We start from the raw sequence: 24,698 nt of genomic DNA, 5'->3' as shown, positions 1-24,698 counted from the left end.
TGAGGAAATCTTTGTGCTAGATGATGTGCTAGCGCTTGCCGTCGATAGCGACCAAGGAGGCTATGCCTCCGCCGTCAAATCCATACCGAATGCAAGGGAACGGATTTTTTCCAGAAACGGCAGCGGGTCATCGCTTCGCCAGGCCAACGCGATACTAAGCACCGGCGCCGGCGCTTCGAGATCGACGATATGCACGTCACCTCGCGCCACGCAATCGATCTGGTTCATCACGAAGCTCACCCCGATTCCGGCCTCGACCAGAGAAAGACAGCTCTGGTTTTCATGACACTCCTGTACCCGGGGGCGAAAACCCGAAACAGCGCAGGCGCGGATGATCTCGTCATGCACGCCGGGATTTTGGGACCTTGGCGGGATGATGAATGTATCGCCTGCAAAAGCAGAAAGCGGTATTGAGCTATCGTTTAACTGTCGCAGATGCGGATGATCCGACGGGATAGCGAGACGCATCACCTCCTCGTGGATCACTTTCACCTCAAGCTCCGCCGCCGTGGCGGGTGCAAGCAGAAAGCCCACGTCGATCTCCGCCGCCAACAACGCCTTGACCTGGGCCTCCGTCGTGAACTCCCGGATCGTGACATCAATTTCGGGATATGCCTCGCGGAACCCCCGGATGACCTGCGGGAAGACGGTCTGCATCGCCAGCGGCGTAACCCCAATCGCGAACCGTCCGCTGTCCGCGCCGATCTCATGCCGCACCGCACGCTGGACTTTATCGAGATGGGCCAACAACCCCTCAACCTCGCGCCGCAGCACCACCCCGGCAGGTGTCAACGACACGCGCCGCGTCGTGCGCTCGAAAAGCTTCACCCCAAGCTTGTGCTCCAGTTGAGCGACGGTTTTGGTCACCACCGGCTGCGACATGTTCAGCCTGTCGGCGGCACGGTTGAAATTCAGCGTTTCAGCGACGTGGGCGAAACAGCGCAGTTGTTTGATTTCCATAGCGTTAAATTAATTCGTTTTCCGAATTAAAACAGATTTCATATTAGAACTTAATTACACGCCCTCGCGGAATATATGACTGCCTTAGCGACAAAAGGCAAGGTCATGTATCGAAACCTCATCATTCTCGGATCAGGACCCGCTGGTTGGACGGCAGCTATCTACGCAGCCCGCGCCGGACTGGCCCCTCTCCTGCTGACAGGCATGGAGCCCGGCGGTCAGCTAACGATCACCACCGATGTGGAAAACTACCCGGGCTATGCCGACCCAATCCAGGGCCCCTGGCTCATGGAGCAGATGCAGGAGCAAGCAAAGCGCATGGGGACGGAGGTCGTGACCGATCTTGTGACCCGGGTCGCGCTCTCCCAGCGCCCATTTCGCCTTACGGGGGATAGCGGCAGGGAATATACCGCCGACGCACTGATTATTGCCACAGGGGCTAAGGCGAAGTGGTTAGACCTGCCGTCGGAGGCGAAGTTCCAGGGGTTCGGCGTCTCAGCCTGCGCGACCTGCGACGGTTTCTTCTACCGTAACCGCACTGTCGTTGTGGTCGGGGGCGGCAACACGGCCGTGGAGGAAGCCCTTTTCCTCGCTGGCATCGCAGACAAAGTCATTCTCGTTCATCGACGCGACAGGCTGAGAGCCGAGAAGGTGATGCAAGATCGTCTGCTCGCCCACCCAAAGCTCGAGGTCATCTGGAATGCCGAGATTGCGGAGATCGTTGGCACCGAAGCCCCCCGTGGCGTGACCGGGGTCGTCTTACGCGACACCCGGGACGGCGCCGTTCGAAAGATCGCAACCGACGGTGTCTTCATTGCGATCGGGCATAGCCCGGCGACTGAGGTCTTTGCCGGGCAGTTGCCGACCAACGACGGCGGCTATCTCGACACCGCTCCGAACAGCACCGCGACTGCCGTACCGGGTGTCTTCGCGGCTGGCGACGTCGCCGACGATCAATTTCGCCAGGCGGTGACAGCCGCGGGCCAGGGCTGCATGGCGGCTCTGGAGGCTGACCGCTACCTCGTGAGCCTTGCCCTCGAAGCAACGGCCGGCAACGCGCAAAGCGCTTCGGCCTGACCAAAAAACCAAGCTAAGGAGATCCCGACATGGCTGATGTCAAAAGCCTCGATACCAGCAATTTCGATGCGTTCATGCAGAGAGAGGAGCAAGTCAAAGTCCTGCGTTTCTGGGCGACTTGGTGCCGCCCCTGCATCGCACTGGAACCAATATACGATGAAGTCGCGGGCGAATTGGGCGAACGCGCTAGCTTCGCCGAAGTCGACATTGACAAGGCTCCGGAAATTGCTGGTGCTTTCGGCATCCGTAGCGTTCCCACTGTCCTGGTGTTCAAGGACGGCAAGCCCCTGGACACGATCATCGGCCTGCACGCCAAGGCGCGTTACGTCGACGCCGTGAACAACGCGGTCTGAACACCGAAACATTCTCCAAACAATCAAGCAGATGAGAAGGCGCGTCGGAGACCCCGCATGCGACCTCAACAAGGGAGGACGACATGTCCAAAACCAATATCAAGCTGAATTCCGCCTGGGATGGCGGCTTTAAGGGCAAGGGACAGATTGCGGGAGAGAAGTTCGAGGTCGAAATCGGCATTCCCGCAGACCTCGGCGGCAGTGGCGCTGGCGCGAATCCCAAGGAGCTATTCACCTCGGCTACGGCCGCATGCTTCCTGGCGACTTTGCGAGCGATCACTGAGAACAAGAAAGTGCCCGTCGAGACACTATCGGTCACGACCGAGGCCGTTGCCGACGACAAGTCTTTCTCGATCCGTCATACAGCGCATGTGACGCTCAAAGCGGGTTCGAGCGAAGCCGACCAGATGGCCGGCGAGGCTGCCATCGCATCCGCTGACAAGGTCTGCGTCGTCGGCAACCTGGCAAGGAAGGCCGATGTGGACATTGAAGTGGTACCGGCAGTCGCCATCGCGGCCGCCTAAAGCCACTGCTCCCAGTAGCCGAGCCCAGAAGCCCGGGGCGATTCTATCGGTCTCTCTTCATCATTCATTTTCGAACTGAGTTTCGCTCGACAACAAAGTTTATTGTACCGATTCTCACGAGAGACCTATCCTCACCGCCCCTTCAGATTACCGTTCCCGGGGCGTCACGTGGCGGGAATGATTAACCTATCATGATGCTCTCTCAGCTCATCGAATTTACACTCATCGTCGGCATAGGTTCGACGATCGCGCTGGACCTCTGGGCCCTGCTCCTGGACAAATTCGCGGGGTTCCCCGGCACACACTGGGGCATGGTCGGACGCTGGCTTCTAGGCATACCGCACGGCAACCTTGTGCTGGATACAGACAACGAAACGCCGGCTTCCATGGAGGAGTGGACAATCGGATGGATCTTCCACTACCTGGTCGGTTTGGCCTACGCGGCAATGCTTCCGCTTTTCTGGGGCATCGGCTATATCGCGGCGCCCACCGTTTTTCCTGTCTTTATGATCGGCGTCGTAGTCAGCAGTCTCGCCGGCCTCATGATACTTATGCCGGGACTAGGCGGCGGGCTCTTCGCACGGAAGACCCCCAATCCCGCTCTCATGATTGCATACGTGATCGTGGCGCATTCAGTCTTCGCTCTGGCACAATTCCTCCTAGCGCTAGGCGTCTCTGGAAACTAGGTCCTCCAGGCCCCTCATAACGTGTTCCCAGTCCAACGGCGTCGCGAAGATCGAATGCGGGGCATAGCTCTGCGCGCTAAACTGACCATCCACTCACAAAAGCCAAATTTTTAGATGGCTTGCCGAGCAACCGCTCCGCTGGTTTCCAATATCAATACCAACGGAGCGGCGACCGGTTTCAGCGACGCTCTTCGCTCAATGTCGTCCAGCGGTGACGCCGCCATCGACGGAGAGCACCGTGCCTGTAATCCAAGACGCCTGATCGGAAGCGAGGAACAGGATCGCATCGGCGATGTCCTTGGGCTGGCCATTCCGGCCGAGCGGGTGAAAAGCGTTCAAGCCCGGCAGGGCCGCTTCGATCTCCTCATCGGTCATAAAGACCTTGAAAGCGGGAGTCTCCACAACCGCCGGCGCGACCGCATTGATGCGGATTTTAAATGGTGCCAGCTCGATAGCCAGATTGCGAACCATGGCATGGACACCCGCATTGGCGGCGGAGTAGGCCGATGACGGCGTTGCTCCAATTGCCTGAATGGCCCACATCGACCCGGTCTGCACGATGGTACCGCCTGTGTCCTTCATGGCCTTGGCACCGGCCTGAGCGGTGAAAAACTTCCCCTTGAGGATGGTGTCGAGGAAGAAGTCGTAGTCGCTCTCCGTAAAATCCAAAAAAGACTTCGGCGAGAAGACGCCGGCATTGTTGACCAAAATATCCAGCCTTCCAAAACGGGATGTAGCCGCATTGACGAGCGCCTCGCCCGTTTGAGGATCGGCAACGTCTCCAACTGAAATGACGACGTTCTCCCCGCTCGGATCGATCTCATGCGCAGCTGCCTCGAGTTTCTCACGATCACGTCCATTGATAGCAACCTTTGCGCCTTCTGCGATGAAGCGGGCAGCCGTCTCCTTGCCGATTCCGGAGCTGCCACCGGTAATCGCCACAACTTTTCCTTCGAAGCTCATGAACAATCTCCCTTCTCTATCTATCGGTAGATAGAGAAGTCTTAGCTATTGCCTTGACTGGTGGCAACACCTATCTATCGACAGATAGAGAGGTGAAAAAATTGAGCGACACGACAGCCGCCATATTGGACGCCGCGGAGCGTCGGATACGAGTTGCGGGATATAATGGCTTCAGCTTTCGCGAGATCGCCGCTGATGTCGGCGTCAAAAGCTCCAGCGTGCATTACCACTTCCCGACCAAGGAAAGTCTGGCCGTCGCCGTCGCTCGCCGCTACATCGACCGCTTTATGTTAGCCATCGATCAGGAGACTGGTGAGGGGCACGACATAATCGAAACCTGGACCCAATCTTTCCGGCGCTCGCTGCTTCACGACGGCAGAATGTGTCTCTGCGTTGCTCTCGGCGCAACGCCCGCAACTCTATCGGGAGAGGTTTTGGAGGAGGTGCGCCGCTTCTTCCAGCTCGCACGGGAAAAGCTTGTCACGGGTGGGTTGTCGCCTCAAAAAGCAGCTCACGTCTTGGCTTGTCTTGAAGGCGCGATGTTGGCGGCGAGCATTCTGTCTGCGCCGTCATTCTTTGATGATGCCACCGCTTCACTGGCCTTAGGCACGAAGTCGACGGTGCGGGAAGCGCATCGTCACAACGACGCCGTCGATCTTTAATGCGGGCCGTCATTGTTGCGACCTGAGTTCCAATGCACCGCTTTCGACGAAGCGACGGTGCCTCAACCCCCAGCTAACGCTTTAGCCAATCGGTCGGAGAGCACCCCATCTCCTTGCGAAACATGTAGCTGAAGGCCGAGGTCGAGGCGTATCCCAAGTCCAGTGCAATTCCAGTGACGTTGCGACCAGAGCCGAGCCACTCCAATGCCCGGAACAGGCGCAAGCGATGGCGCCAGGCACGCAGGCTGAGCCCTACCTCTTTCTCGAAGCGACGCGTCAGGGTCCGCGGGGATACGCCTAGCTCCGCCGCCCAATAGTCGAGGCCTCGCGCATCGTCAGGTGCCTCATATAAGACTTCCGAAATCGTACGCAGCATCGCGCTTTTCGGCCACGGGAGGCAGAAATCCTCCTTATCCAGACGGTGAAGCTGATCAACGACGAGCTTGTCGATACGCTCGACATACTCTTCCGATTCCTTGTGGTCGCTGATTGCCTCCAATTCCAGGATCAGAGCCCTCAGAAGCGGCGAGACTGTGAGGCAAGCGCAGCGTTGTGGCATTTGCGACGCCATTCCCGCAGCAATGTAAACGGAATTGTATCTCGCATCGCTGAGGCCACCAGTCGTATGACGCATGCCGGCTGGGATCCAGATTGCTTGCTGCGGGGTAACAACGGACCAAGCTTCCTCGACCGTTATCTGCAGTAAGCCTTCCGTCGCGTAGGTGAGCTGGTCCCATACGTGATTGTGTAGCGGGAAGCGATGACGCGCCGGGATGGATTGCGAAGTGAGGAAGACCGGCCGTGGCAGCGCCGTGATCGGTGGCACCTCTATTACCAACCAATCTTTATGTCCCGGCATTCCGATTCCCATTGCGTGTCGTTTGGTCGAAACTGATCGTCCAATTGTCGAGAGTCAACGCAAGTCGGCTTAGTTAAGATGCCAATAGCGGTTGAGACAACAATTACGGAGCAAAAAAGCTCACAGAACCGCGAACATAAGTTTGTGAGAGACGTTAAGTCTTCCGCATTTTTCAAGCCGGTTCGTACGGCAACTAGGGAGAGAGAAGCAAAATGAAGAAGATTGTTTTGGCGGCCACTGTTCTGCTGACTTGTTCGGCTACGTCTGCCCTTGCGTTGGATGCAAAAGCCACCAAGGAGACAACCGCTTCGCCTGAGAAAGCCTGGGCCGCGGTCGGGGATTTTTGCGGCATCGCTTCCTGGCACCCCGCCATCATCAAGTGCGTTCCATCGACCGCAGACGGCCATCAGGTACGGACGCTGAGCTTGAAAGGTGGAGGTACGATCGAGGAGGAGCTGGTTTCTCGCGACGACAAGGATATGCATTACACTTACAAGATCCTAAAAGGCCCGCTGCCCGTCGACGATTACGAGTCTGTCATCAGCGTAACCCCCAAGGGCGATGGCTCGATGGTGAGTTGGTCGGGCACATTCAAGGCAAAAGGCGCATCGGATGACGATGCGACAAAGACAGTCGCCGGGATCTATGAGGCTGGTGTGGACGGCATCGTAGCCAAAGCAGAAAACTAAGCTTCGTCTTACATCAACGGCTCATAGCGGACGGTCGAACGTTTGTCTGTCCGCTATGAGCGCATCGGTCGATGCCGTTGCCATTCCTCTCACGGCTCAAAAACATTCGGTCAGGCTAGCGACCTACAATAACGGTCAACGCCCCTCGAAAGCACGCCAGCAAGACGCGGCTGTGCCGCCCAATGTAAAAGGATTCGAATTTCACATCAGAAAATTCGATCGCGGGGTTAGGATATGCTTGCGCGCCCCGAACAGATGGACGCACCCAGCCGTAACTCGCGGACGGGCGGCCAACCTAGAGGCCGGCCGATGTTGGCGAAGTTACCAAGAAAGGAAAATTGGTTGCGGGGGTAGGATTTGAACCTACGACCTTCAGGTTATGAGCCTGACGAGCTACCGGGCTGCTCCACCCCGCGCCAAAATCGATATCTCTTAAATTTAAGAGAGCACGGCCGAATCGCGAAAAGATTCGTCAGGAGATTGAGAACTCCAACCGGTGCATTGCGCCCGGCCCGTGGAGGAGACATGTAGTCGGTCTTGCCCCGGCAATCAAGCCTTGTAACAGAATTCTGAAACTAAGCTGGCAAGCTTGCGGCGCGGCGATCCGGAAGCCAGACAACAGCTGTTGATCGTGCTAGCGTTCGCCGGGATCAGGCTGGGAATTTCCGCAATGCACTATCTGAAACGTTACTGGCGCGCCCTCGCCGTTGTCGCCGTGATTGGGGCCGCCGGATGGGTGGCTTGGCTTTATCTATGGCCCTCCGGACTGCCCGATACCATTGCCAGCGGCAATGGCCGAATCGAGGCCACCGAGATCGATATCGCCGCCAAGATCGCCGGCCGGGTCGAGGATATCTATGCCCATGAGGGCGATTTCGTCACCGCCGGCCAACCCCTCGCCAAGATGGATACCAAGGTGCTGGAGGCCGAGCTTGCCGAAGCGCAAGCCAACAGCCAACGCGCCGATATCAGCATCAAGACCGCCCAGGAACTGGTCACCCAGCGCCAAGCAGAACAGGAAGCCGCCACCGCGGTGGTGGCGCAGCGCCAGGCCGAGCTCGACATCGCGCAAAAGAATCTCGACCGCAGCAAGGAGCTGGTGGCCAAGGAGGCGGTGCCCGTGCAGCGGCTGGATGACGATACCTCCAGCTTCCGCGCCGCCCAGGCCGCGCTCAGCGCAGCCAAGGCGGATCTCGCCGCAGCGCAGGCGGCCATCAATTCGGCCAAGTCCGAAGTCATCGGCGCCAAGGCCGATCTGGATGCGGCAGACGCCACCATTCAGCGCATCAAGGCCGATATCGATGACAGCACCCTGACCTCGCCCCGCGACGGCCGGGTGCAATACCGCGTGGCCGAGCCGGGCGAGGTGCTGAGCGCCGGCGGCACCGTGCTCAACATGGTCGATCTTTCCGATGTCTACATGACCTTCTTCCTGCCCACCTTGCAGGCGGGCCGCGTCGGGCTGGATAGCGAGGTGCATCTGGTTCTGGACGTGGCGCCGGAATACGTCATCCCGGCTTCCGTCTCCTATGTCGCCGATGTGGCGCAATTCACGCCCAAATCGGTCGAGACCGCCGAGGAGCGGGAGAAGCTGATGTTCCGCATCAAGGCGACCATCGCCCCAGAGCTCCTGAAAAAATACATCCAGTACGTCAAGACGGGGCTCCCCGGGGTTGCCTATGTCCGCCTCGACCCCAATGCCCCCTGGCCCGACAAGCTCAAGGTGAATTTGCCAAGTGACTGATAAGGTCGCCGAGCCGGCGGCCACCGGCCCATCGGATGCGGTGGCGCGCCTTTCTCATGTCAGCCTTCGCTACAAGACGGTAGCGGCCCTCGACGGCATCACCGTCGATATTCCCGCCGGCAAGCTGGTCGGCTTCATCGGCCCCGACGGCGTCGGCAAATCCAGCCTATTGTCGCTGCTCGCCGGCGCTCGCGCCGTGCAAGACGGCCAGGTGCATGTGCTTGGCGCCGATATGTCGAAACAGGCAGCGCGCAACGTCACCTGTCCGCGCATCGCCTATATGCCCCAGGGCCTCGGCAAGAATCTCTACGAGACCTTGTCGGTAGAGGAGAATATCGACTTCTTCGGCCGCCTGTTCGGCCATGGCAGCAAAGAGCGGCAAAAGCGCATCGCCCTGCTCACCGAGGCGACCGGGCTCGCCCCTTTCCGCGACCGCCCCGCCGGCAAGCTCTCCGGCGGCATGAAGCAGAAGCTCGGCCTGTGCTGCGCCCTGATCCACGACCCCGATCTTCTCATCCTCGATGAGCCAACCACCGGCGTCGATCCGCTCTCCCGCCGCCAGTTCTGGGCGCTGATCGAGCGCATTCGCGGGGACCGCCCGGCCATGAGCGTCGTCGTCGCGTCCGCCTATATGGAAGAGGCGCGGCAGTTCGAATGGCTGATCGCCATGAATGCCGGCAAGCTCCTCGATTGCGGCACCCCCGACCAGCTCATGGCCCAGGTCGGCGCCACCACGCTCGAGGAGGCCTTCATCGCCCTTCTCCCCGAGGAAGAGCGCGCGCTTTACAAACCCGTCGAGATCCCGCCGCGCAGTGCCGACGACCAAGAGGTCGCCATCGAGGCCAAGGACCTCACCAAGCGCTTCGGCGATTTCACCGCCGTCGACCATGTCAGCTTCCGCATCACCCGCGGTGAGATCTTCGGCTTCCTCGGCTCCAATGGCTGCGGCAAGACCACCACCATGAAGATGCTGACCGGTCTCCTGCCGGCCAGCGAAGGCAAGGCCTGGCTGTTCGGCCAGCCGGTCGGCAATGACAGCTTGGCGATGCGCCGGCGGGTCGGCTACATGTCGCAATCCTTCTCCCTCTATGGCGAACTCACCGTGCGCCAGAATCTGGTGCTGCACGCCCGGCTGTTCGACGTGCCGGAGCACGAGGTCGAATCCCGCAGCGAAGAGATGGCGGCCCGTTTCGATCTGCAAGACGTGATGGACAGCCTGCCGGCGGCGCTGCCCTTGGGCCACCGCCAGCGCCTCTCCCTAGCGGTGGCGATGATCCACCGGCCGGAGCTTCTGATCCTCGATGAGCCGACCTCCGGCGTCGACCCCATCGCCCGCGACGCGTTTTGGCGCTCCATCGTGGAGCTGTCCCGCCGCGACGGCGTCACCATCTTTATCTCCACCCATTTCATGAACGAAGCGGAGCGATGCGACCGCATCTCCTTCATGGACGCAGGCAAGGTGCTGGTCACCGGCGCGCCCGACGAGCTGATCGCTCAGCGCGGCGCCGCCAACCTGGAAGAAGCCTTTATCGCCTATCTCGCCGAGGCCACCGGCGAGACCGTCGAGGCGGAGTCCGAGGCCGCGCTGCAGCCCCTCATCGAGGCGGAAGAGGCCCCGCCGCAACCAGCATCCTGGCGCAATCTGTTCGATCCGCGCCGTCTCTACTGCTATGCCCGCCGCGAGACCCTGGAGCTCTTTCGCGATCCAGTCCGCCTGACCATGGCCCTGGTCGGCAGCGTCATTTTGATGTTCGTGATCGGCTATGGCATCAGCCTCGACGTGGAGGAGCTCTCCTTCGCCGCGCTCGACCGCGACGAGACCGGCACCAGCCGCGACTATATTCTCGACATTGCCGGCTCGCGCTATTTCGACGAGCACGACCCGATCACCAGCTATGACGAATTGGACCGCCGTATGCGCTCCGGCGAGCTCAGCCTGGCGATCGAGATCCCACCCAATTTCGCCCGCGACGTGGCCCGAGGCGATGACGTCTCGGTCGGCGCCTGGATCGACGGCGCCATGCCGACCCGGGCGGAAACCGTCCAGGCCTATGTGGAGGGCATGCATTCCCTCTGGCTGTCGCGCAAGGCGACCGAGATGGGCCAGGCCGACGCGCTGGATACGCCCGTCGATATCGAAGCGCGCTACCGCTACAACCCGGATATCAAGAGCCTGGTCGCCATGATCCCGGCGATGATCCCGATGCTGCTGATGCTGATCCCGTCGATGCTGGCCGCGCTCAGCGTGGTGCGCGAGAAGGAGCTCGGCTCGATCATCAATTTCTACGTCACCCCGACGACGCGGCTGGAATTCCTGCTCGGCAAGCAATTCCCCTATATCGTCCTGTCGGTGATCAGCTTCCTGCTGCTCACCTTCTTCGCGGTCACCATCCTGGAGGTTCCGCTGGAGGGGAGCTTCCTGACCTTGAGCTTCGGCGCCCTGCTCTATGTCGGCACAGCGACCGCCCTCGGGCTGTTGATCTCGTGCTTCACCCGCAGCCAGATCGCCGCCATCTTCGGCACCGCCATCCTGACCATCCTGCCGGCGGTGAATTTCTCCGGCATGATCGATCCGGTCTCCTCCCTACAGGGCGTCGGACGTCTCATCGGCGAGATCTATCCGACCACCTATTTCCTGACCATCACCCGCGGCACCTTCTCCAAGGCGCTGGACTTCTCCGATCTGCAGGCCGACTTCGTGCCGCTGGTCATCGCCATCCCCGTGCTGATCGGCCTCGCTGCCCTCTTTCTCGCCAAGCAGGAGCGCTGATCATGCGGGTCGCTCATATTTTCCGTCTCGGCGTGAAGGAGCTGCGCAGCCTGTTCCGCGACCGCATGATGATGGTCTTCGTCTTTTATGCCTTCTCCCTGGCCATCTACGCCGCCGCCACCGGCATGCCCGAGACGCTCAACCACGCAGCCATCGCCGTCGTCGACGAGGACCGTTCCCAGCTCTCGGAGCGCATCATCGATGCATTCCAGCCGCCCTATTTCTCGCGGCCACGGATCATTACCCTCTCCGAGATGGATGCGCGCATGGATGCCGGGCTCGACACCTTCGCCCTCAGCATCCCGCCGAAATTCCAGCACGATGTGCTCGCAGGCGACCAGCCGACGATACAGCTCAATATCGATGCGACGCGCATGACCCAGGCCTTCACCGGCAACAACTACGTCCAGACCATTATCCAGGAAGAGGCGGCCGCCTTCGTCGACCGCCACCGCTCGGTCACCGACCTGCCGGTGAATCTCGTGTTGCGCGCCCGCTTCAACCCCACCCTGAATCACGCCTGGTTCGGCTCCATCATGGAGATCATCAACAACGTGACCCTGCTCTCCATCGTGCTGACCGGTGCAGCGCTGATCCGCGAGCGCGAGCACGGCACCATCGAGCATCTTTTGGTCATGCCGCTGACCCCGGCGGAGATCATGCTGAGCAAGATCTGGTCTATGGGGCTGGTGGTTCTGGTGGCTTGCGCCTTCGCCCTCCTGTTCATCGTGCAGGGCTTCCTTCAGGTGCCGATCGAAGGCTCCATCCCGCTCTTTCTGACCGGCGCGGCGCTGCATCTCTTCGCCACCACCTCCCTTGGCATCTTCCTCGCCACGCTGGCGCGGTCGATGCCGCAATTCGGGCTCTTGCTGATCCTGACGCTGCTGCCCTTGGAGCTGCTCTCTGGCGGAACCACGCCGCGCGAGAGCATGCCCGAATTCGTCCAGACCATCATGCTGGCCGCGCCCAACACCCATTTCGTGTCTCTGGCCCAGGCCATCCTGTATCGCGGTGCCGGATTTTCGATCGTCTGGCCGCAATTCCTCGCGCTCATCGGGATCGGCGCGGCGCTGTTCGCCCTCTCGCTCGCCCGCTTCCGGCGCTCGATCACCACGATGGCGTGAGGCGCGGCCCGGCGGCGCATTTCGTCTGCCGACACATATGCACGCCGGCCCGACCCGTCCTGTTCGCGCAGCCGCGCCCCGAATAAACGCTCACTCAGCGGCGCGGATGCTTCGGCAACTCGGTGACGATCGGCACTCCACCGTGATGCTTGGCCTTCTCTTCCGGCTCGACATGGATGGTGACGGCGGCCTCCGGCACAGCCTCGCCCAATGCCGCCTCGATCCGGTCGCAGATCCTGTGGCTCTCCGCGACATCCATCGAGCCCGGCACCACCAGATGAAACTCGATGAAGGTCACCCGCCCGGCAAGCCGGGAGCGCACGTCATGCGCCTCGATAGCGCCTTCGGCATTGGTCGCGATGGTCTCGCGGATCCGCTCCATCACATCTTCCGGCGCCGCCTTATCCATCAGACCGCCAATCGAGTCCCGCATCAGGCGCCATCCCATGAAGAGAATATTGAGCGCGACCACGCCTGCGATCAGCGGATCGAGAACCAGGATGCCGGACAACGCCACAGCGGCAACGCCGATCAGCACGCCGATCGAGGTGATCACATCGGTGAGAAGATGCTTGGCGTCGGCAACCAGCGCTTCGGACCGCAGCCGTCCGCCCCGCCGGAACAGCACCAGGCACCAGCCGGCATTCAGAACGCTCGCCCCCGCATTGATGGCCAGGCCTTCCACCGGCGCGGCGATGGGCTGCGGATCGAGAAACGCGAAATAGGCGTGGCGCAGGATGGAGAACGCCGCCAACACGATCAGCACGCCCTCCGCGACGGCGGAGACATATTCCGCCTTGGTATGTCCGAAATGATGGTTGGAGTCCGGCGGGATGGCGCTCATCCGCACCGCGATAAAGGCGGTGACGGCGGTGGCGACATTGACGATGCTCTCCAGCGCGTCGGAATACAGCGCCACGCTGCCGGTCATCAGATAGGCGAGATATTTCAGCGCGAGCACGACAAAGGCCACGACGATACTGCCGATGGCCAGCGTCTCCGCCGTCCGGGGTCTGAAGATCCTGAGCAAAATTCGCCGCGCTAAAACCGTTGCCGTCCGGCGCACCTAAAGACGCCGGCGCCGTGCCTGGCAAGTTCTATCTTTTACAATGAAAATGACTTGCAGTTGCCGCGTCCGCCAGGCGCTGCCCGGCGCTACGGAAAGGCCCTCGCCCCAAGGCTGACTGCTATTGCCTGGCTGCTATTTCAAAGGCCCCTGCTCGACATCGGCCAACGGAAGATTCTCCGCCAAGTGAGTCGCCGTGAACGGCTCGCCCGCCCAGACTCTGAATCCGAGAACGACCAGAGCAGCAATCGTGAGGAGCAAGGCAAAACCAATCTCAAGGAGACGAAACTTCGTGAGTTTCAACATTCGATATTCAGATCTCCGCCGCATGATCTTTTCGCTATTTCGGGCCGCGCCGGCTCCCTTTCGGCGCGTCGCCTTTTGCACCTTTAACGTCTCATCTGGGGGATGTATCGCGCCGTGATGTCGCGCGCGTCGGTCGGTCGCGATGCGTCATATGCGACCATAGATTGCAGCTTGTGAAAAACGTGCAACACACGGGACCGGCCCTCGTCCCGGTCCGTTCGGCGAAAAAACGGGCTGGCTTACTGTTGCGGCGGCGTTCCGGCGCCAGCGAGCGGGCAGGGCTCCGACGCTTCGGCATTGCCGCCCCTGTGCGCCGCAAACGGCATCGGCAGAGGGCCGGGGGTTGCGTCCGGCGCAAGATCCGCTTCGATCGGATCGGAAACCCGGCTATGGGGCGATGCGAACAAGGCGCCCATACCTTCCGGTGCCGCGGCAAGCTCCTGCAGCGAAACCCCGCCGCGGGGCGGCCGCGTGTCTTTTTGCTTGTCGCCACGCCAAAGCCCCATGACCGGCGCAACGACGACGCTGCGTATCCAAGCCATCACCGCATCGGGAAGCTCGGTCAGCACCCAATCGCCGAGCCGCTGACCGCGCAGATGTGCCCCTTCCGCGCGCCGCTCGAACAGAGAGCGCCGTCTGCACATCACCTCCCGCAGCAGCAAGGTTCCGCCGATACCGAGCGCCGCGCCGGCCACCACATCGGAGACGTAATGCGCGCCGGTGAGGAAGCGGCTCGCCGCGATCCAGGCGGCGGCGGCATAGATCGGCACCGCGATCCGCGGCATTAGCAGCGCCAGCGCCGTGGCCAGCGCGAAGGTCGTGGTCGAATGCCCCGACGGGAACGAGGCAAAATCGGAGTCGAAAGCGAAAGGCGAGAAATGGAACGAGCCGTCCAGCTCGAATAGCTTCGGCCGTGCACGGCCGATGCTGTTCTTCAACAGCGAAGCGGCAATCCCCGTCGTCGCTACGGCCAGGAAGATGAAGGCGATCACCTGCCCGGCATAGAGTCGCCCGATACGCAAGCGCCGGTGGCTGGCGCGGTAGCCCAGCGCTACGCAGGTCATCACCAGCGTGCCGGTGAGGATCAGGACCCAGCCGGACTTCCCGATATCGGTGATGAATTTGAAGATCGCCCGCACATTGGGATCGAGATCCCGCGCCCATCGATAGACGGCCGGGTCGATGAAGAACATGCCGAAGGCTATGACGGACCCGATCAGCACCAGCTTGTCGCGGCGCGACAGATGCACGATGCGCTCTACCCAGGCGGGGAGCTTCCGGTTCAAGCGCTCCTGCATACTCGCCTCCGAGCGACAGGAGCGGTGCTAAAGCCTACTCGGCCGGCGCCGGCGGGTGCTCCGGCGCGCGCTTGTGATGCCAGATGAAGTAGAGATTGCGGATATAGACGATCAGCCCCATGGCCTGGCCGAGGATGAACACCGGGTCCATCCGGTAGATCGCATAGGTCAGCAGCATCAAACCGCCGGCGAGGCTGAAATACCAGAACGCCTCCGGCACCACACTTTGCCGCGCGCGCTCCGTATAGACCCACTGCACCAAAAAGCGCATGGCGAACATCATCTGGGCGGCGAATCCCACCACCAGCCAGATCACCTCGGTCCACGAGGCGTGCGCAAACCAACTTTCTGCTGCGGTCACGTTTCAATTCCCATAGCCGGCGTCAGTCGCGCTGACCTGCCGTTCCCTCATCTGTATCAGACTGGGGCGGCAGCTTCACTTCAAAAACCGGCGGTACCATGGTCCGCTTGCGCAGCCATGTCACGCCGAAAAGATCGTATAGCCCGATCAGTGCACGCCCCAGATTCGTGTACTTCGACTGCCCGGCTTGCCTCGGCCGATCGGAGACCGGGGCATAAGCAGCCGAGTAGCCATAGGTGAGGAATAAGACAGGTAGATAACGGTGCATGCTGGTGAAAAAAGGCAGGCGCAGAAACGCGTCGCGCCAATAGACTTTGATTCCACAGCCGGTATCCGGGCAGTCGTCCTTCAGGATGGAATCGCGGATCCAATTGGCCGCACGGGAGGCGAAACGCTTCGATCCGGTATCCTTGCGCTCGGTACGGATCCCGCCGACCAGCGCCGGCCCGTTTGAGCCCGGCTGGCCCAGCTTTTCCAGCAATTTCGGGATATCTTTGGGGTCGTTCTGGGCGTCCCCATCCATGGTGGCGAGCACCGGCTCCTTTGCGGCATAAGCGCCTGAACGCAGTGCGGCACTCTGCCCTGCCCGGCTTTCGTGGCGAAGATAGCGCAGATTCGGATACTTGGGCCGAAGCGCTTGAATTTCAGCCTCGGTCCCGTCATCACTAGCATCGTCGACCACAATGACTTCGCCAAGAACGTCTTGTGGAACAGCCGCATAGGTCTCTTCCACAAGACGGCCAATATTGCCCTCTTCATTATAGGCCGGTATGACGACGCTGATCCGCATGGGGCTCCCTTCGGGGCGTGGATTGAGGGCCGATGCCATATCATTTTTGGCGTCAGCATACACCTAGGATCGGGGGGCGAATGTCGACGGCAGGGATTTACCGAGACGGGGGTTTTCTGGCGTCAGACCGTTGCCGCTGGGACATTCCGCTCATTTTGAGCCTCGCAGTGCTGACCGGCTTGCGAATTCTCTCCCTCAGCTTCTCGCAAACCGATCTGTTCTTCGACGAAGCCCAATATTGGGCCTGGGCGCAAGAGCCGGCCTTCGGCTATTTCTCCAAGCCGCCGCTGATCGCCTGGTCGATCTGGAGCACCACCAGCCTTTGCGGCGACGGCGAAGCCTGTGTGCGGCTCTCCTCGCCACTGTTCCATGCTGGCAGTGCCATCTTCCTATTTTTAGCCGCACGAGAGCTGTTCGACGCCCGCACCGGGTTTTGGAGCGCCATTGTCTTCGCCACCCTGCCCGGCATCTCGTTTTCGTCCAACATCGTCTCCACCGACGTGCCGCTGTTATTTTTCTGGTCGGCGGCGCTCTATTTCGGCATCCGCCTGATCCAGGACCGAAACTGGAGCTTCGCGCTGCTTCTCGCCGTCGCTATCGGTCTCGGCGCCCTGTCGAAATACGCCATGCTGTATTTCTATCTCTGCGCCGCGATCTGGTTCGCCGTGGAGCCGCGGGGACGCTGGCTGCTCAAGGATTGGAAGGGCGCCGCGCTGATCGCTATCCCGCTGCTGTTCCTCGCCCCCAACATCGGCTGGAACCTGCAGCACGGGCTGGTCACCTTCTCCCACACGGCGGACAATGCCGGCATCGGCGGCATTCCGGTCCACCCCGTCAACATGCTGGAATTCATTCTCGCCCAATGCGGCGTGTTCGGACCTGTGCTGTTTCCGATGCTGATCTGGATCGCGATCCGCGCCATCCGCCAGGCAAGCGGCGAGGAAACCAAGCTGCTGCTGTCCTTCTCGATCCCTATTGTGCTGCTGGTGACCGTGCTGGCCTTTCTCTCCCGGGCCCACGCCAATTGGGCCGCCACGGCCTTTCCGGCCGCGACAATCCTCGTCGTCGCCACCATGCTGATGCGCAAGCGCATGGCGCTTTTCGCTGCCACGTTGGCCGTCAACGCCATCGCGTTCGTGGCGCTCACCGTGGGGCCTGTGGTGGCCGACCAGGGGCTGATCCCCGGAAAGACCGATCCTTATGCCCGGATGTTGGGTTGGCGCCAGCTCGGGGAGGAAACCCGGAAGGTTCTTAGCCAGCATGAATATGGCACCATCGTCACCGACGATCGGCAGCTCGTCACGGAACTTCTATATTACTTAGGCAAAAGCGATGTTCCGATAAGGGCTTGGCGCCGTCCGGGGCCGCCTCACGACCATTTCGAGCTTACCCGGCCGTTCAGCGGCGCCGATGCCGAACCGGTCCTGCTGGTGACCTTACGCGGGGCGCGAAATCGCGTTGACGATCATTTCGAGACAGTGCGCGAGATAAAAACCGTGACGATACCTGCAGGGCCGAAGAGTAAGCGGCGCGTGACATTCGAGGCTCTGGAAAACTTCAAAGGCATAGCCGATGAGGAGTGAGGAGCATAGCCGGGAGCCCGGAGCTCAAGGCCCGAGCTTCCTATTGCTCACCCTCGCTGTCGGGCTCGCCGCTTCCGTTATCTTCGTCGGCTTCCCGCAAATCGATATTGCCGTCAGCAGGCTGTTCTTTCTCGGCGACCGGGAATTCTGGCTCACCGGCTCGGCCGGGCTCGGCGCATTCTTGCGCAATTCCTTCAAACTCACCTTCCTGCTTGCCTCGATCTGCGCCTCGATCGGGCTTCTGGTCTCGATCTTCTTCCGCAAGCGCCTCTCCGGTCTCGGCTTCCCGCAATGGCTCTGCCTGGTCATGGTGCTGATCGTCGGCCCGGGGCTTATCGCCAACTCGCTGCTGAAGGACCATTGGGACCGCGCTCGCCCCCGCTATATCGAGCAATTCGGCGGCAATGAGCACTTCACTCCGGCGCTGGAACGCTCCAATCAATGCGAGAAAAATTGCTCCTTCGTCGCCGGCGAGGCCGCCTCCATCTATGCGCTCGGCTTCGCCCTGGCTTTCGTGGTGGGAGGCCGCCGCCGCAGGGCGCTGCTGATCGCCCTCGCCGTCGGGTCTTTCGTCGGGCTGGTTCGCATCGCCGGCGGCGGGCATTTCTTCAGCGATGTTGTGTTTGCCGGCGTGTTCATGGGGCTTGTGGTGCGCGGCATGTATTGGATCGTCTTCGAACGCTTCGAGACCGAACTGGCCGATGGCGGACCGCTCCATACCCGGCTCAATTCGGTGGCCATATGGCTCCGCAATGCTGTCAGGCGGCTCCTGGGGCGGGCGCCTTTGGCGCAAGCCGGCGCGGCTTCGAGCCAATGGGTGCAAACCCAATCGAAACGCGGCTCAGACAGCATCAGCCGGTTGGCGGCCCGCTTCAAGCGGCCGCCCCAGCTCTAGTCCAGCCGGCCGACCTATTCGCCGCCGGCTCCCTTCTGATAGCTGCCCATCAGCACGTCCTGGGCGAGCACATGGCCTCGCAGCGCCGCAACCAGCGCATCGCGATCTGCGCCTGTCGGCACATCCAGCGTATCGTCTAAGGCGAAGAGCTGAAAATAGTAGCGATGCGGCGGCGCATCCGGCGGCCGCGGTCCGAAATAGCCGCTTTTGCCGAGCCCCTGATAGCCCTGGACCCCGCCTTTCAGCGCGTCGGGCTTAGCCTCCTTGGCGACATTCTCCGGCAGTCCGGTCAGATCCGGCGGAAGGTTGAAGACCACCCAATGCACGAAGGGCTTGGCCACCGGCGCATCCGGATCTTCCACCAGAAGCGCGAAACTCTTCGTGCCCTCCGGTCCGGCCGCCCAGCTGAGCGCCGGGGAAAGATTGTCGTGATAGGCGGTGTATTCCGGCGGGATCGGTGCCTCATCCTCAAAGGCTGTCGAGGAGAGCTTCAGATCGGCATCCGTCTTTGGCGCCGGCAAGATATTTACGGCGATGTTGGGCATGTCGTCCGTCGCCTCCTTGGCGTCTTGGGCGCATACGCCGAACGGCATCGCGGCAAGCACGATAGCGGCGGCGGCGAGAACCAAATGCCTCATGCGACCTCCCTCATTCTCATGCCAACCTAACCGTTTCGAACCGGATCGCGTTCCGCCGCTTTCCCGAGTGGCGCCCTAAATCCGCATGCGTCCGGCGCGGATCTGCGCCGGAGCGGAGAACATCGCCCCGATCGCCTCGGCGCTGCGGCCGACCACCACCACCCCGTCTCCCGGCTCGATGCGCAAATCCCGGTCCGGCTGGGTGATCGGCTCGCCATGAGCCCGGTTGAGCTGCACCACGAAGAAGACGCCATTGGCCCGGCGCTCGGCCTCGGCGATGGTGACACCGGTCAGCGCGCCACCCTCCGGCGCCACCACCACCTCCATCACCAGACCGAGATTGCGCAAGGTGCGGTCGAGATCGCGCATGCGGTCGGAATCCCGGATGAACCGCGAGGTCTCCGGATAGAGGATAATCTCGGCGATCCGCTCCGCCCCGATATGAGTTGGCATGACCACCTTGTTGGCGCCCGCATGCACCAGCTTGCTCTCGGTGGTCACCGCATCGCCCCGGGCGATGATCTCCAGATCCGGATTGAGATTGCGCGCACTCAAGGTGATGAACACATTGGCGGCATCGTTAGAGAGCACCGTCGCCAGAGTATGCGCCCGCTCGATCCCCGCCGCGGCGAGCAGGGATTCTGAGGTCGCATCCCCTTCCAGGCAGAGATAGCCGGCATCGCGCGCTTCGCCCGCACGCCGCTCATTCTCCTCCAGGATCACGAAAGCGGCGCCGCCGCCGCTCAACGCCAACGCCACCGCCATGCCGATACGGCCGAAACCGCAGATAATGGTGTGGCCCGAAAGCTTCTCGACTTCGGTCTGCACGCGTCTCTCCCCGAAGATTTTCTGGATCTGGCCGATGGTGAAGAATTGGGCCAGGGCACCGGTGAAGAAGATCATGCCGGTACAGCCCAGGATCATGGTCAGCATGGTCAGCCCATGCAAATAGGGCGTGTCGATGGGGTGGACTTCGCCATAGCCGACGGTGAACACGGTGATGGCCACCATGTAGATGGCATCCTCGAAGCTCCAGCCGGCCTTCAGATAGCCGGCGGTCGAGAATAGAACCACCACCACGATGAAGCCGCCGATACGGATCAGATTTCGCGCCGGCGAATCCTGCAATCGTCTCATTGCCCAGCCCCGATACGGCGCCAACCGGCGCCCCCAGCCCACATTTCTACCGTAAAGTGTGCCCGCCCCGATGCCTATAGTATCGGCGCGTCTGCCTTTCCGCCGGGCATGGGTAAGCCGGGAGCAAGAAGCTCAGCCGTTGCGGAGAAGCTCCTGCAAGCGCTCCAGGAACGCGATCTGCGCCGGATTGATCTTCATCCGCGCCTCGGCAAGCCCGAACCACTGCACCCTGTCCACCTCGGGAAAAGATTGGCGCCGGCCGCTCTTCGGCGGCCATTCCATCTCAAACAGGCCGGGGCGAAAGCGTTCAGGGTCGAAATCCCCTTCCAGCGCAAAGCCGGTGACATGCTTGCCGCCCGCCTGCGCGATCTCGCCGAGCGGCACGCACGTCCCCTCCGCTGGGATGCCAAGCTCCTCGGCGAATTCGCGCTTCGCCGCGGCAAGCGGCTCTTCGTTAGCTTCGTATTCGCCCTTGGAGATCGACCAGGCGCCCGCATCCTTACGCGCCCAGTAAGGCCCGCCCGGATGCACCAGCAGAACCTGAAGCGAATCCGCGCGCCCCGGGACGCGATAAAGCAGAATGCCGGCGCTTTGTTTTGCCATGCCCCCGACTATAGCCAAGCACGCCTGACCGCTTAATATGCTGCGCTTCAAGAGGTCGGATGGGGGCTAAGGCTGGACGCCGCCGCCTCCGGCCTGACACATTCGCCATGCACTGAAAAAGACGACAGGATTGGATCGCACGGGGCAGGGTCGGACGGGGGCATGACGCGACCGGTAAAAATTCGCTTCGGCTTTCTGGCGATCGGCATCGCCGGGGCGCTGCTCGGCGGCTGTACGGGCCTCGATGGCTTCGGCAGCGGCACCGAGACGGCGTCGGGCGAGCGCAACTGCCTGGTCCGGGCGATGTATTTCGAATCCAACCGCACCAGCGAGGACGGGCTTCTCGCCGTCGGCACCGTGGTGATGAACCGGGTGGATTCGACCCGTTATCCGAACACCATCTGCGGCGTGGTCAGCCAGCACCGGCAATTCGCCCCCGGCGTGATGACCCGCAAGATGGCCGACCGCGAGAAGGTCATGGCGGAAAAGATGGCCGACGAGGTGCTCTCCGGCAAGCGCTCCAAGCAAGTCGGCGACGCCATGTATTTCCACGCCATGACGATCCGAATCCCCTACCGCAATGTCGACTATGTCACCGTCGCCGGCGGCAATGCCTTCTATAGGAAGAAGAAGGGCGGCGGACGCCAGCTGCCACCGCTGGAGCCGCCGATCTCCGCGGTTGCCTCGAAGAAAGCGCTGGAGCAGCCGAAAGCGGCGCTCGCCGAAGCCGAGGAGCCGGCACCGTCGATCATGCGGGCTTCCGTGGCGCCCGACCCCGCCCCAGAGCCTCAAGCACCGCCGCCCGCCGTGCCCATTGCCCAGCCGGTCGGCGCCACCGCAAGCCAGATCCAGAAATCCAGCTTCGGCTGGTAGCCGAGCTCCCATAAAAAAACCGCCGCGAGGCAAGCCCCACGGCGGTTTGAAATCTTCTGCCAAATCAGGGCGTTGGTTTACTCGCCCTTGAGGCCCTTCTCGAAATATTTGTGGACCACCTTGTCCTGGTTCTCCAGCAGCCAGTCAATCGAAGGCTCGAAATTCATCGCCTTCTGAATCGCCTGGGCGGTCGCCTTGCGGTGCACCTCGAACAGCGCCTGATGATCCAGATCCTCCACATCGACGATGCCCGGATTGAGCCAGACCGAAACGATGATGCCCAGGTCGTTGGCCTTCTCCTTCGGGATGACGCCGGAGGCAACGCTATCCAGCACGCCGCGCGCGATCGCATACTGCACCGTGCCCATCAGGATCGAGGTGTAGCGGTTGTCCTTCACCGTGACCTTGGAGACGCAGATCGTCGGCGGGCGCACCATGATATCGGTGTTCATCAGCGCCAGAACGCGAGAATGGCCCTTCACCTGATCGCCCAGCAGATTGGCGAAGGCCGTGCCCATCGGGCCGTCCATCTCGCCGATCGCCACTTCCGGCTCGGCCGCCGTCATGGGCGGGCCTGCAACCAGGCTCTCGCCCACTCTCATAACGATGCGCTCACTCATGATGTGATCGTTCCCTTCTGTTTGCAGTGTCAGGTGATTTGCTGTCGCGCCGGACTATGGCGGGGCGGGCTCGCGCGCGCAACCCGTTGGCTCTAAGACGCACCGCCGCAGGCGATTGTCCTCCACCATGAGGATTGAAAGCACCGCCTTACGCCTCACCCTGAGGAGGGCCGAAGGTCCGTCTCGAAGGGCGACGCCCCGTCCGCCACCGAAAACCGGGCAATAAAAAACCGCCGCAGGCGGATGCCGGCGGCGGTCGGAGAGAGTCTCTGTCGTGATTATAGAGGGGATGTCTCGATGAAGCCTCGTAAGAGGCGAGAAGCTTCCAGTTCTTGGTAAGCCTGGCGACGACCTACTCTCCCAAGCCTTAAGACTTAGTACCATCGGCGCTGGAGTGTTTCACGGCCGTGTTCGGGATGGGAACGGGTGGGGGCACTCCGCCATAGCCACCAGGCTGACGAAGAACTGGTTATTCTCCAAATCTGATCTTACGCGCTTCGTGCTCAAAGCCATAAAGGCTCGAAAAACACGAAGCGCTGACTGCCTGCTCCATTTCGAATTGCACTCAAACTCGCCCCAGGGGGCGACAAGCGCAATCCGTTCGTCCTCAAGTAGCGCAAGAGCGCGGTAGGACGAATAGAGAGGCACTGACAATGAAAGCAATCAAGCCGATCGAGCAATTAGTACTGGTTAGCTTCGCACATTGCTGCGCTTCCACACCCAGCCTATCAACGTGGTGGTCTTCCACGGCTCTCAAGGGAGATCTAGTTTCGAGGAAGGCTTCCCGCTTAGATGCTTTCAGCGGTTATCCCTTCCGCACGTAGCTACCCTGCTGTGCCGCTGGCGCGACAACAGGTCCACCAGAGGTGCGTCCATCCCGGTCCTCTCGTACTAGGGACAGCTCCTCTCAAATCTCCAACACCCACGGCAGATAGGGACCGAACTGTCTCACGACGTTCTAAACCCAGCTCACGTACCACTTTAATCGGCGAACAGCCGAACCCTTGGGACCTGCTCCAGCCCCAGGATGTGATGAGCCGACATCGAGGTGCCAAACGATGCCGTCGATATGGACTCTTGGGCATCATCAGCCTGTTATCCCCGGAGTACCTTTTATCCGTTGAGCGATGGCCCTTCCACACGGGACCACCGGATCACTAAGGCCGACTTTCGTCTCTGCTCGACTTGTCAGTCTCGCAGTCAGGCTGGCTTATGCCTTTGCACTCGACAGCTGATTTCCGACCAGCTTGAGCCAACCTTCGCGCGCCTCCGTTACTCTTTGGGAGGCGACCGCCCCAGTCAAACTACCCACCATACACTGTCTCGGACCCGGATAACGGGCCGCGGTTAGATATCCATAATTGCAAGGGTGGTATTTCAACAGTGGCTCCCCAAGAACTGGCGCCCTTGGTTCAAAGCCTCCCACCTATCCTACACATGCCATCACGAATACCAGTGTAAAGCTATAGTAAAGGTTCACGGGGTCTTTCCGTCTGACCGCAGGAACCCCGCATCTTCACGGGGAATTCAATTTCACTGAGTCTGCGTTGGAGACAGTGGGGAAGTCGTTACGCCATTCGTGCAGGTCGGAACTTACCCGACAAGGAATTTCGCTACCTTAGGACCGTTATAGTTACGGCCGCCGTTTACCGGGGCTTCAATTCGGAGCTTGCACTCCTCCTTTTAACCTTCCGGCACCGGGCAGGCGTCAGACCCTATACGTCGCCTTGCGGCTTCGCAGAGCCCTATGTTTTTAGTAAACAGTCGCCACCCCCTGGTCTGTGCCCCCCGCACCCGGTTGCCCGAGCACGGGGCCCCCTTCTCCCGAAGTTACGGGGGCAATTTGCCGAGTTCCTTCAACGCAGTTCTCTCAAGCGCCTTGGTATACTCTACCAGTCCACCTGTGTCGGTTTAGGGTACGGTCTGATGTGGGGGCTATTTCCTGGAACCCCTTAGCAGCCAGATCAATCCAATAAGATCTAACTACGTCTGGGATTCGTCACACACCCACTGGCCCACGAATATTAACGTGGTTCCCATCGACTACGGCTTTCGCCCTCGCCTTAGGGGCCGGCTAACCCTGCGCAGATTAGCTTTACGCAGGAACCCTTGGACTT

General features: G+C 61.1%; 24 protein-coding genes, 1 tRNA gene and 2 rRNA genes (1 of these 27 running past the window's edge). 12 read left to right on the top strand and 15 right to left on the bottom strand.

The window, feature by feature from the left end; translation table 11 throughout:
• Positions 1–60: 60 nt before the first annotated feature.
• On the bottom strand, positions 61–960 hold the full coding sequence (locus tag HT051_RS03675; RefSeq protein WP_174540775.1) for a LysR family transcriptional regulator: 900 nt from the start codon (positions 958–960) through the stop codon (positions 61–63).
• A gap of 75 nt (positions 961–1,035) precedes the next feature.
• On the opposite strand from HT051_RS03675, the gene trxB reads away from it, so the two are divergent.
• The 4 genes from trxB to HT051_RS03655 all read left to right on the top strand — a co-directional run bounded on the left by trxB (position 1,036) and on the right by HT051_RS03655 (position 3,600).
• Positions 1,036–2,037 carry a thioredoxin-disulfide reductase gene (gene trxB, locus HT051_RS03670; protein ID WP_246810163.1) on the top strand — a complete coding sequence of 334 codons (1,002 nt, stop codon included), beginning with the start codon at positions 1,036–1,038 and terminating at the stop codon, positions 2,035–2,037.
• A gap of 29 nt (positions 2,038–2,066) precedes the next feature.
• Complete coding sequence (locus tag HT051_RS03665; protein ID WP_174540774.1) at positions 2,067–2,390, top strand: co-chaperone YbbN; 324 nt, start codon at positions 2,067–2,069, stop codon at positions 2,388–2,390.
• An 83-nt stretch (positions 2,391–2,473) separates the two neighbouring features.
• Positions 2,474–2,914, top strand: a complete 441-nt coding sequence (locus tag HT051_RS03660; RefSeq protein ID WP_174540773.1) for an OsmC family protein — start codon at positions 2,474–2,476, stop codon at positions 2,912–2,914.
• Positions 2,915–3,105: 191 nt separating this feature from the next.
• Positions 3,106–3,600 (top strand): DUF2938 family protein, encoded by a 495-nt coding sequence (locus tag HT051_RS03655; protein WP_208454376.1) that lies wholly within the window; start codon positions 3,106–3,108, stop codon positions 3,598–3,600.
• 195 nt (positions 3,601–3,795) lie between these two features.
• Here the strand turns inward: HT051_RS03655 and HT051_RS03650 are convergent, their stop codons facing one another.
• Positions 3,796–4,563, bottom strand: coding sequence for an SDR family NAD(P)-dependent oxidoreductase (locus HT051_RS03650; RefSeq protein ID WP_174540772.1), 768 nt, complete (start codon positions 4,561–4,563; stop codon positions 3,796–3,798).
• Positions 4,564–4,664: 101 nt separating this feature from the next.
• On the opposite strand from HT051_RS03650, the gene HT051_RS03645 reads away from it, so the two are divergent.
• Positions 4,665–5,225: a TetR/AcrR family transcriptional regulator gene (locus tag HT051_RS03645; protein WP_174540771.1), complete on the top strand. Its 561-nt coding sequence runs from the start codon at positions 4,665–4,667 to the stop codon at positions 5,223–5,225.
• Positions 5,226–5,298: 73 nt separating this feature from the next.
• Here the strand turns inward: HT051_RS03645 and HT051_RS03640 are convergent, their stop codons facing one another.
• Positions 5,299–6,084: a helix-turn-helix transcriptional regulator gene (locus HT051_RS03640; protein ID WP_174540770.1), complete on the bottom strand. Its 786-nt coding sequence runs from the start codon at positions 6,082–6,084 to the stop codon at positions 5,299–5,301.
• Positions 6,085–6,296: 212 nt separating this feature from the next.
• Between HT051_RS03640 and HT051_RS03635 the strand changes: the two genes are divergently transcribed.
• Positions 6,297–6,773 carry an SRPBCC family protein gene (locus HT051_RS03635; RefSeq protein ID WP_174540769.1) on the top strand — a complete coding sequence of 159 codons (477 nt, stop codon included), beginning with the start codon at positions 6,297–6,299 and terminating at the stop codon, positions 6,771–6,773.
• A 339-nt stretch (positions 6,774–7,112) separates the two neighbouring features.
• Here HT051_RS03635 and HT051_RS03630 read toward each other — a convergent pair.
• Positions 7,113–7,189, bottom strand: a tRNA-Met gene (locus HT051_RS03630).
• A 254-nt stretch (positions 7,190–7,443) separates the two neighbouring features.
• Between HT051_RS03630 and HT051_RS03625 the strand changes: the two genes are divergently transcribed.
• Genes HT051_RS03625 through HT051_RS03615 form a run of 3 tightly spaced genes read left to right on the top strand, consistent with a single transcriptional unit; the run spans position 7,444 to position 12,411 of the window.
• Positions 7,444–8,517, top strand: a complete 1,074-nt coding sequence (locus HT051_RS03625; RefSeq protein ID WP_174540768.1) for an HlyD family secretion protein — start codon at positions 7,444–7,446, stop codon at positions 8,515–8,517.
• On the top strand, positions 8,510–11,287 hold the full coding sequence (gene rbbA / locus HT051_RS03620; RefSeq protein WP_246810162.1) for a ribosome-associated ATPase/putative transporter RbbA: 2,778 nt from the start codon (positions 8,510–8,512) through the stop codon (positions 11,285–11,287). The genes HT051_RS03625 and rbbA overlap by 8 nt, the downstream gene beginning before the upstream one ends.
• A gap of 2 nt (positions 11,288–11,289) precedes the next feature.
• A complete protein-coding gene (locus HT051_RS03615; protein WP_174540767.1) occupies positions 11,290–12,411 on the top strand; it encodes an ABC transporter permease in 1,122 nt (373 codons plus the stop codon).
• A 94-nt stretch (positions 12,412–12,505) separates the two neighbouring features.
• On the opposite strand, the gene HT051_RS03610 is transcribed toward HT051_RS03615, so the two are convergent.
• From HT051_RS03610 to HT051_RS03590, 5 genes are all read right to left on the bottom strand, one after another.
• On the bottom strand, positions 12,506–13,441 hold the full coding sequence (locus HT051_RS03610; RefSeq protein WP_371740598.1) for a cation diffusion facilitator family transporter: 936 nt from the start codon (positions 13,439–13,441) through the stop codon (positions 12,506–12,508).
• Positions 13,442–13,612: 171 nt separating this feature from the next.
• Positions 13,613–13,783: a hypothetical protein gene (locus tag HT051_RS03605; protein WP_174540766.1), complete on the bottom strand. Its 171-nt coding sequence runs from the start codon at positions 13,781–13,783 to the stop codon at positions 13,613–13,615.
• Between the two features lie 239 nt (positions 13,784–14,022).
• On the bottom strand, positions 14,023–15,081 hold the full coding sequence (locus tag HT051_RS03600) for a phosphatase PAP2 family protein (RefSeq protein ID WP_174540765.1): 1,059 nt from the start codon (positions 15,079–15,081) through the stop codon (positions 14,023–14,025).
• Between the two features lie 34 nt (positions 15,082–15,115).
• Positions 15,116–15,364, bottom strand: a complete 249-nt coding sequence (locus HT051_RS03595) for a lipid-A-disaccharide synthase N-terminal domain-containing protein (RefSeq protein ID WP_174542845.1) — start codon at positions 15,362–15,364, stop codon at positions 15,116–15,118.
• Between the two features lie 100 nt (positions 15,365–15,464).
• Entirely contained in the window at positions 15,465–16,232 is a 768-nt protein-coding gene (locus HT051_RS03590) for a glycosyltransferase family 2 protein (RefSeq protein WP_174540764.1), read from the bottom strand.
• A gap of 155 nt (positions 16,233–16,387) precedes the next feature.
• Between HT051_RS03590 and HT051_RS03585 the strand changes: the two genes are divergently transcribed.
• Positions 16,388–17,815, top strand: coding sequence for a glycosyltransferase family 39 protein (locus HT051_RS03585; protein WP_174540763.1), 1,428 nt, complete (start codon positions 16,388–16,390; stop codon positions 17,813–17,815).
• Positions 17,805–18,710, top strand: a complete 906-nt coding sequence (locus HT051_RS03580; RefSeq protein ID WP_174540762.1) for a phosphatase PAP2 family protein — start codon at positions 17,805–17,807, stop codon at positions 18,708–18,710. The genes HT051_RS03585 and HT051_RS03580 overlap by 11 nt, the downstream gene beginning before the upstream one ends.
• 14 nt (positions 18,711–18,724) lie before the next feature.
• Here HT051_RS03580 and HT051_RS03575 read toward each other — a convergent pair whose 3' ends face one another.
• From HT051_RS03575 to HT051_RS03565, 3 genes are all read right to left on the bottom strand, one after another.
• Positions 18,725–19,348 (bottom strand): YbhB/YbcL family Raf kinase inhibitor-like protein, encoded by a 624-nt coding sequence (locus HT051_RS03575; protein WP_208454375.1) that lies wholly within the window; start codon positions 19,346–19,348, stop codon positions 18,725–18,727.
• Positions 19,349–19,423: 75 nt separating this feature from the next.
• Positions 19,424–20,485 (bottom strand): TrkA family potassium uptake protein, encoded by a 1,062-nt coding sequence (locus HT051_RS03570; protein WP_174540761.1) that lies wholly within the window; start codon positions 20,483–20,485, stop codon positions 19,424–19,426.
• 132 nt (positions 20,486–20,617) lie between these two features.
• Entirely contained in the window at positions 20,618–21,088 is a 471-nt protein-coding gene (locus HT051_RS03565) for an NUDIX domain-containing protein (RefSeq protein WP_174540760.1), read from the bottom strand.
• 162 nt (positions 21,089–21,250) lie between these two features.
• On the opposite strand from HT051_RS03565, the gene HT051_RS03560 reads away from it, so the two are divergent.
• Positions 21,251–21,961 (top strand): cell wall hydrolase, encoded by a 711-nt coding sequence (locus HT051_RS03560; RefSeq protein WP_174540759.1) that lies wholly within the window; start codon positions 21,251–21,253, stop codon positions 21,959–21,961.
• A 77-nt stretch (positions 21,962–22,038) separates the two neighbouring features.
• Here HT051_RS03560 and fae read toward each other — a convergent pair whose 3' ends face one another.
• From fae to HT051_RS03545, 3 genes are all read right to left on the bottom strand, one after another.
• The gene (gene fae / locus HT051_RS03555) at positions 22,039–22,581 is read right to left on the bottom strand and encodes a formaldehyde-activating enzyme (RefSeq protein WP_174540758.1); all 543 of its coding nucleotides are present in this window, start codon (positions 22,579–22,581) and stop codon (positions 22,039–22,041) included.
• Positions 22,582–22,920: 339 nt separating this feature from the next.
• Positions 22,921–23,035 (bottom strand): 5S ribosomal RNA (rrf, locus tag HT051_RS03550).
• A gap of 205 nt (positions 23,036–23,240) precedes the next feature.
• Positions 23,241–24,698: ribosomal RNA gene (locus tag HT051_RS03545) — 23S ribosomal RNA — on the bottom strand (it continues 1,283 nt past the right edge of the window).

This window comes from Methyloligella sp. GL2 (assembly GCF_013341275.1).
GTDB lineage: Bacteria > Pseudomonadota > Alphaproteobacteria > Rhizobiales > Methyloligellaceae > Methyloligella.
Note: the sequence above shows the minus strand (reverse complement) of the source record. Positions and strands in the feature narration are given on the sequence as shown.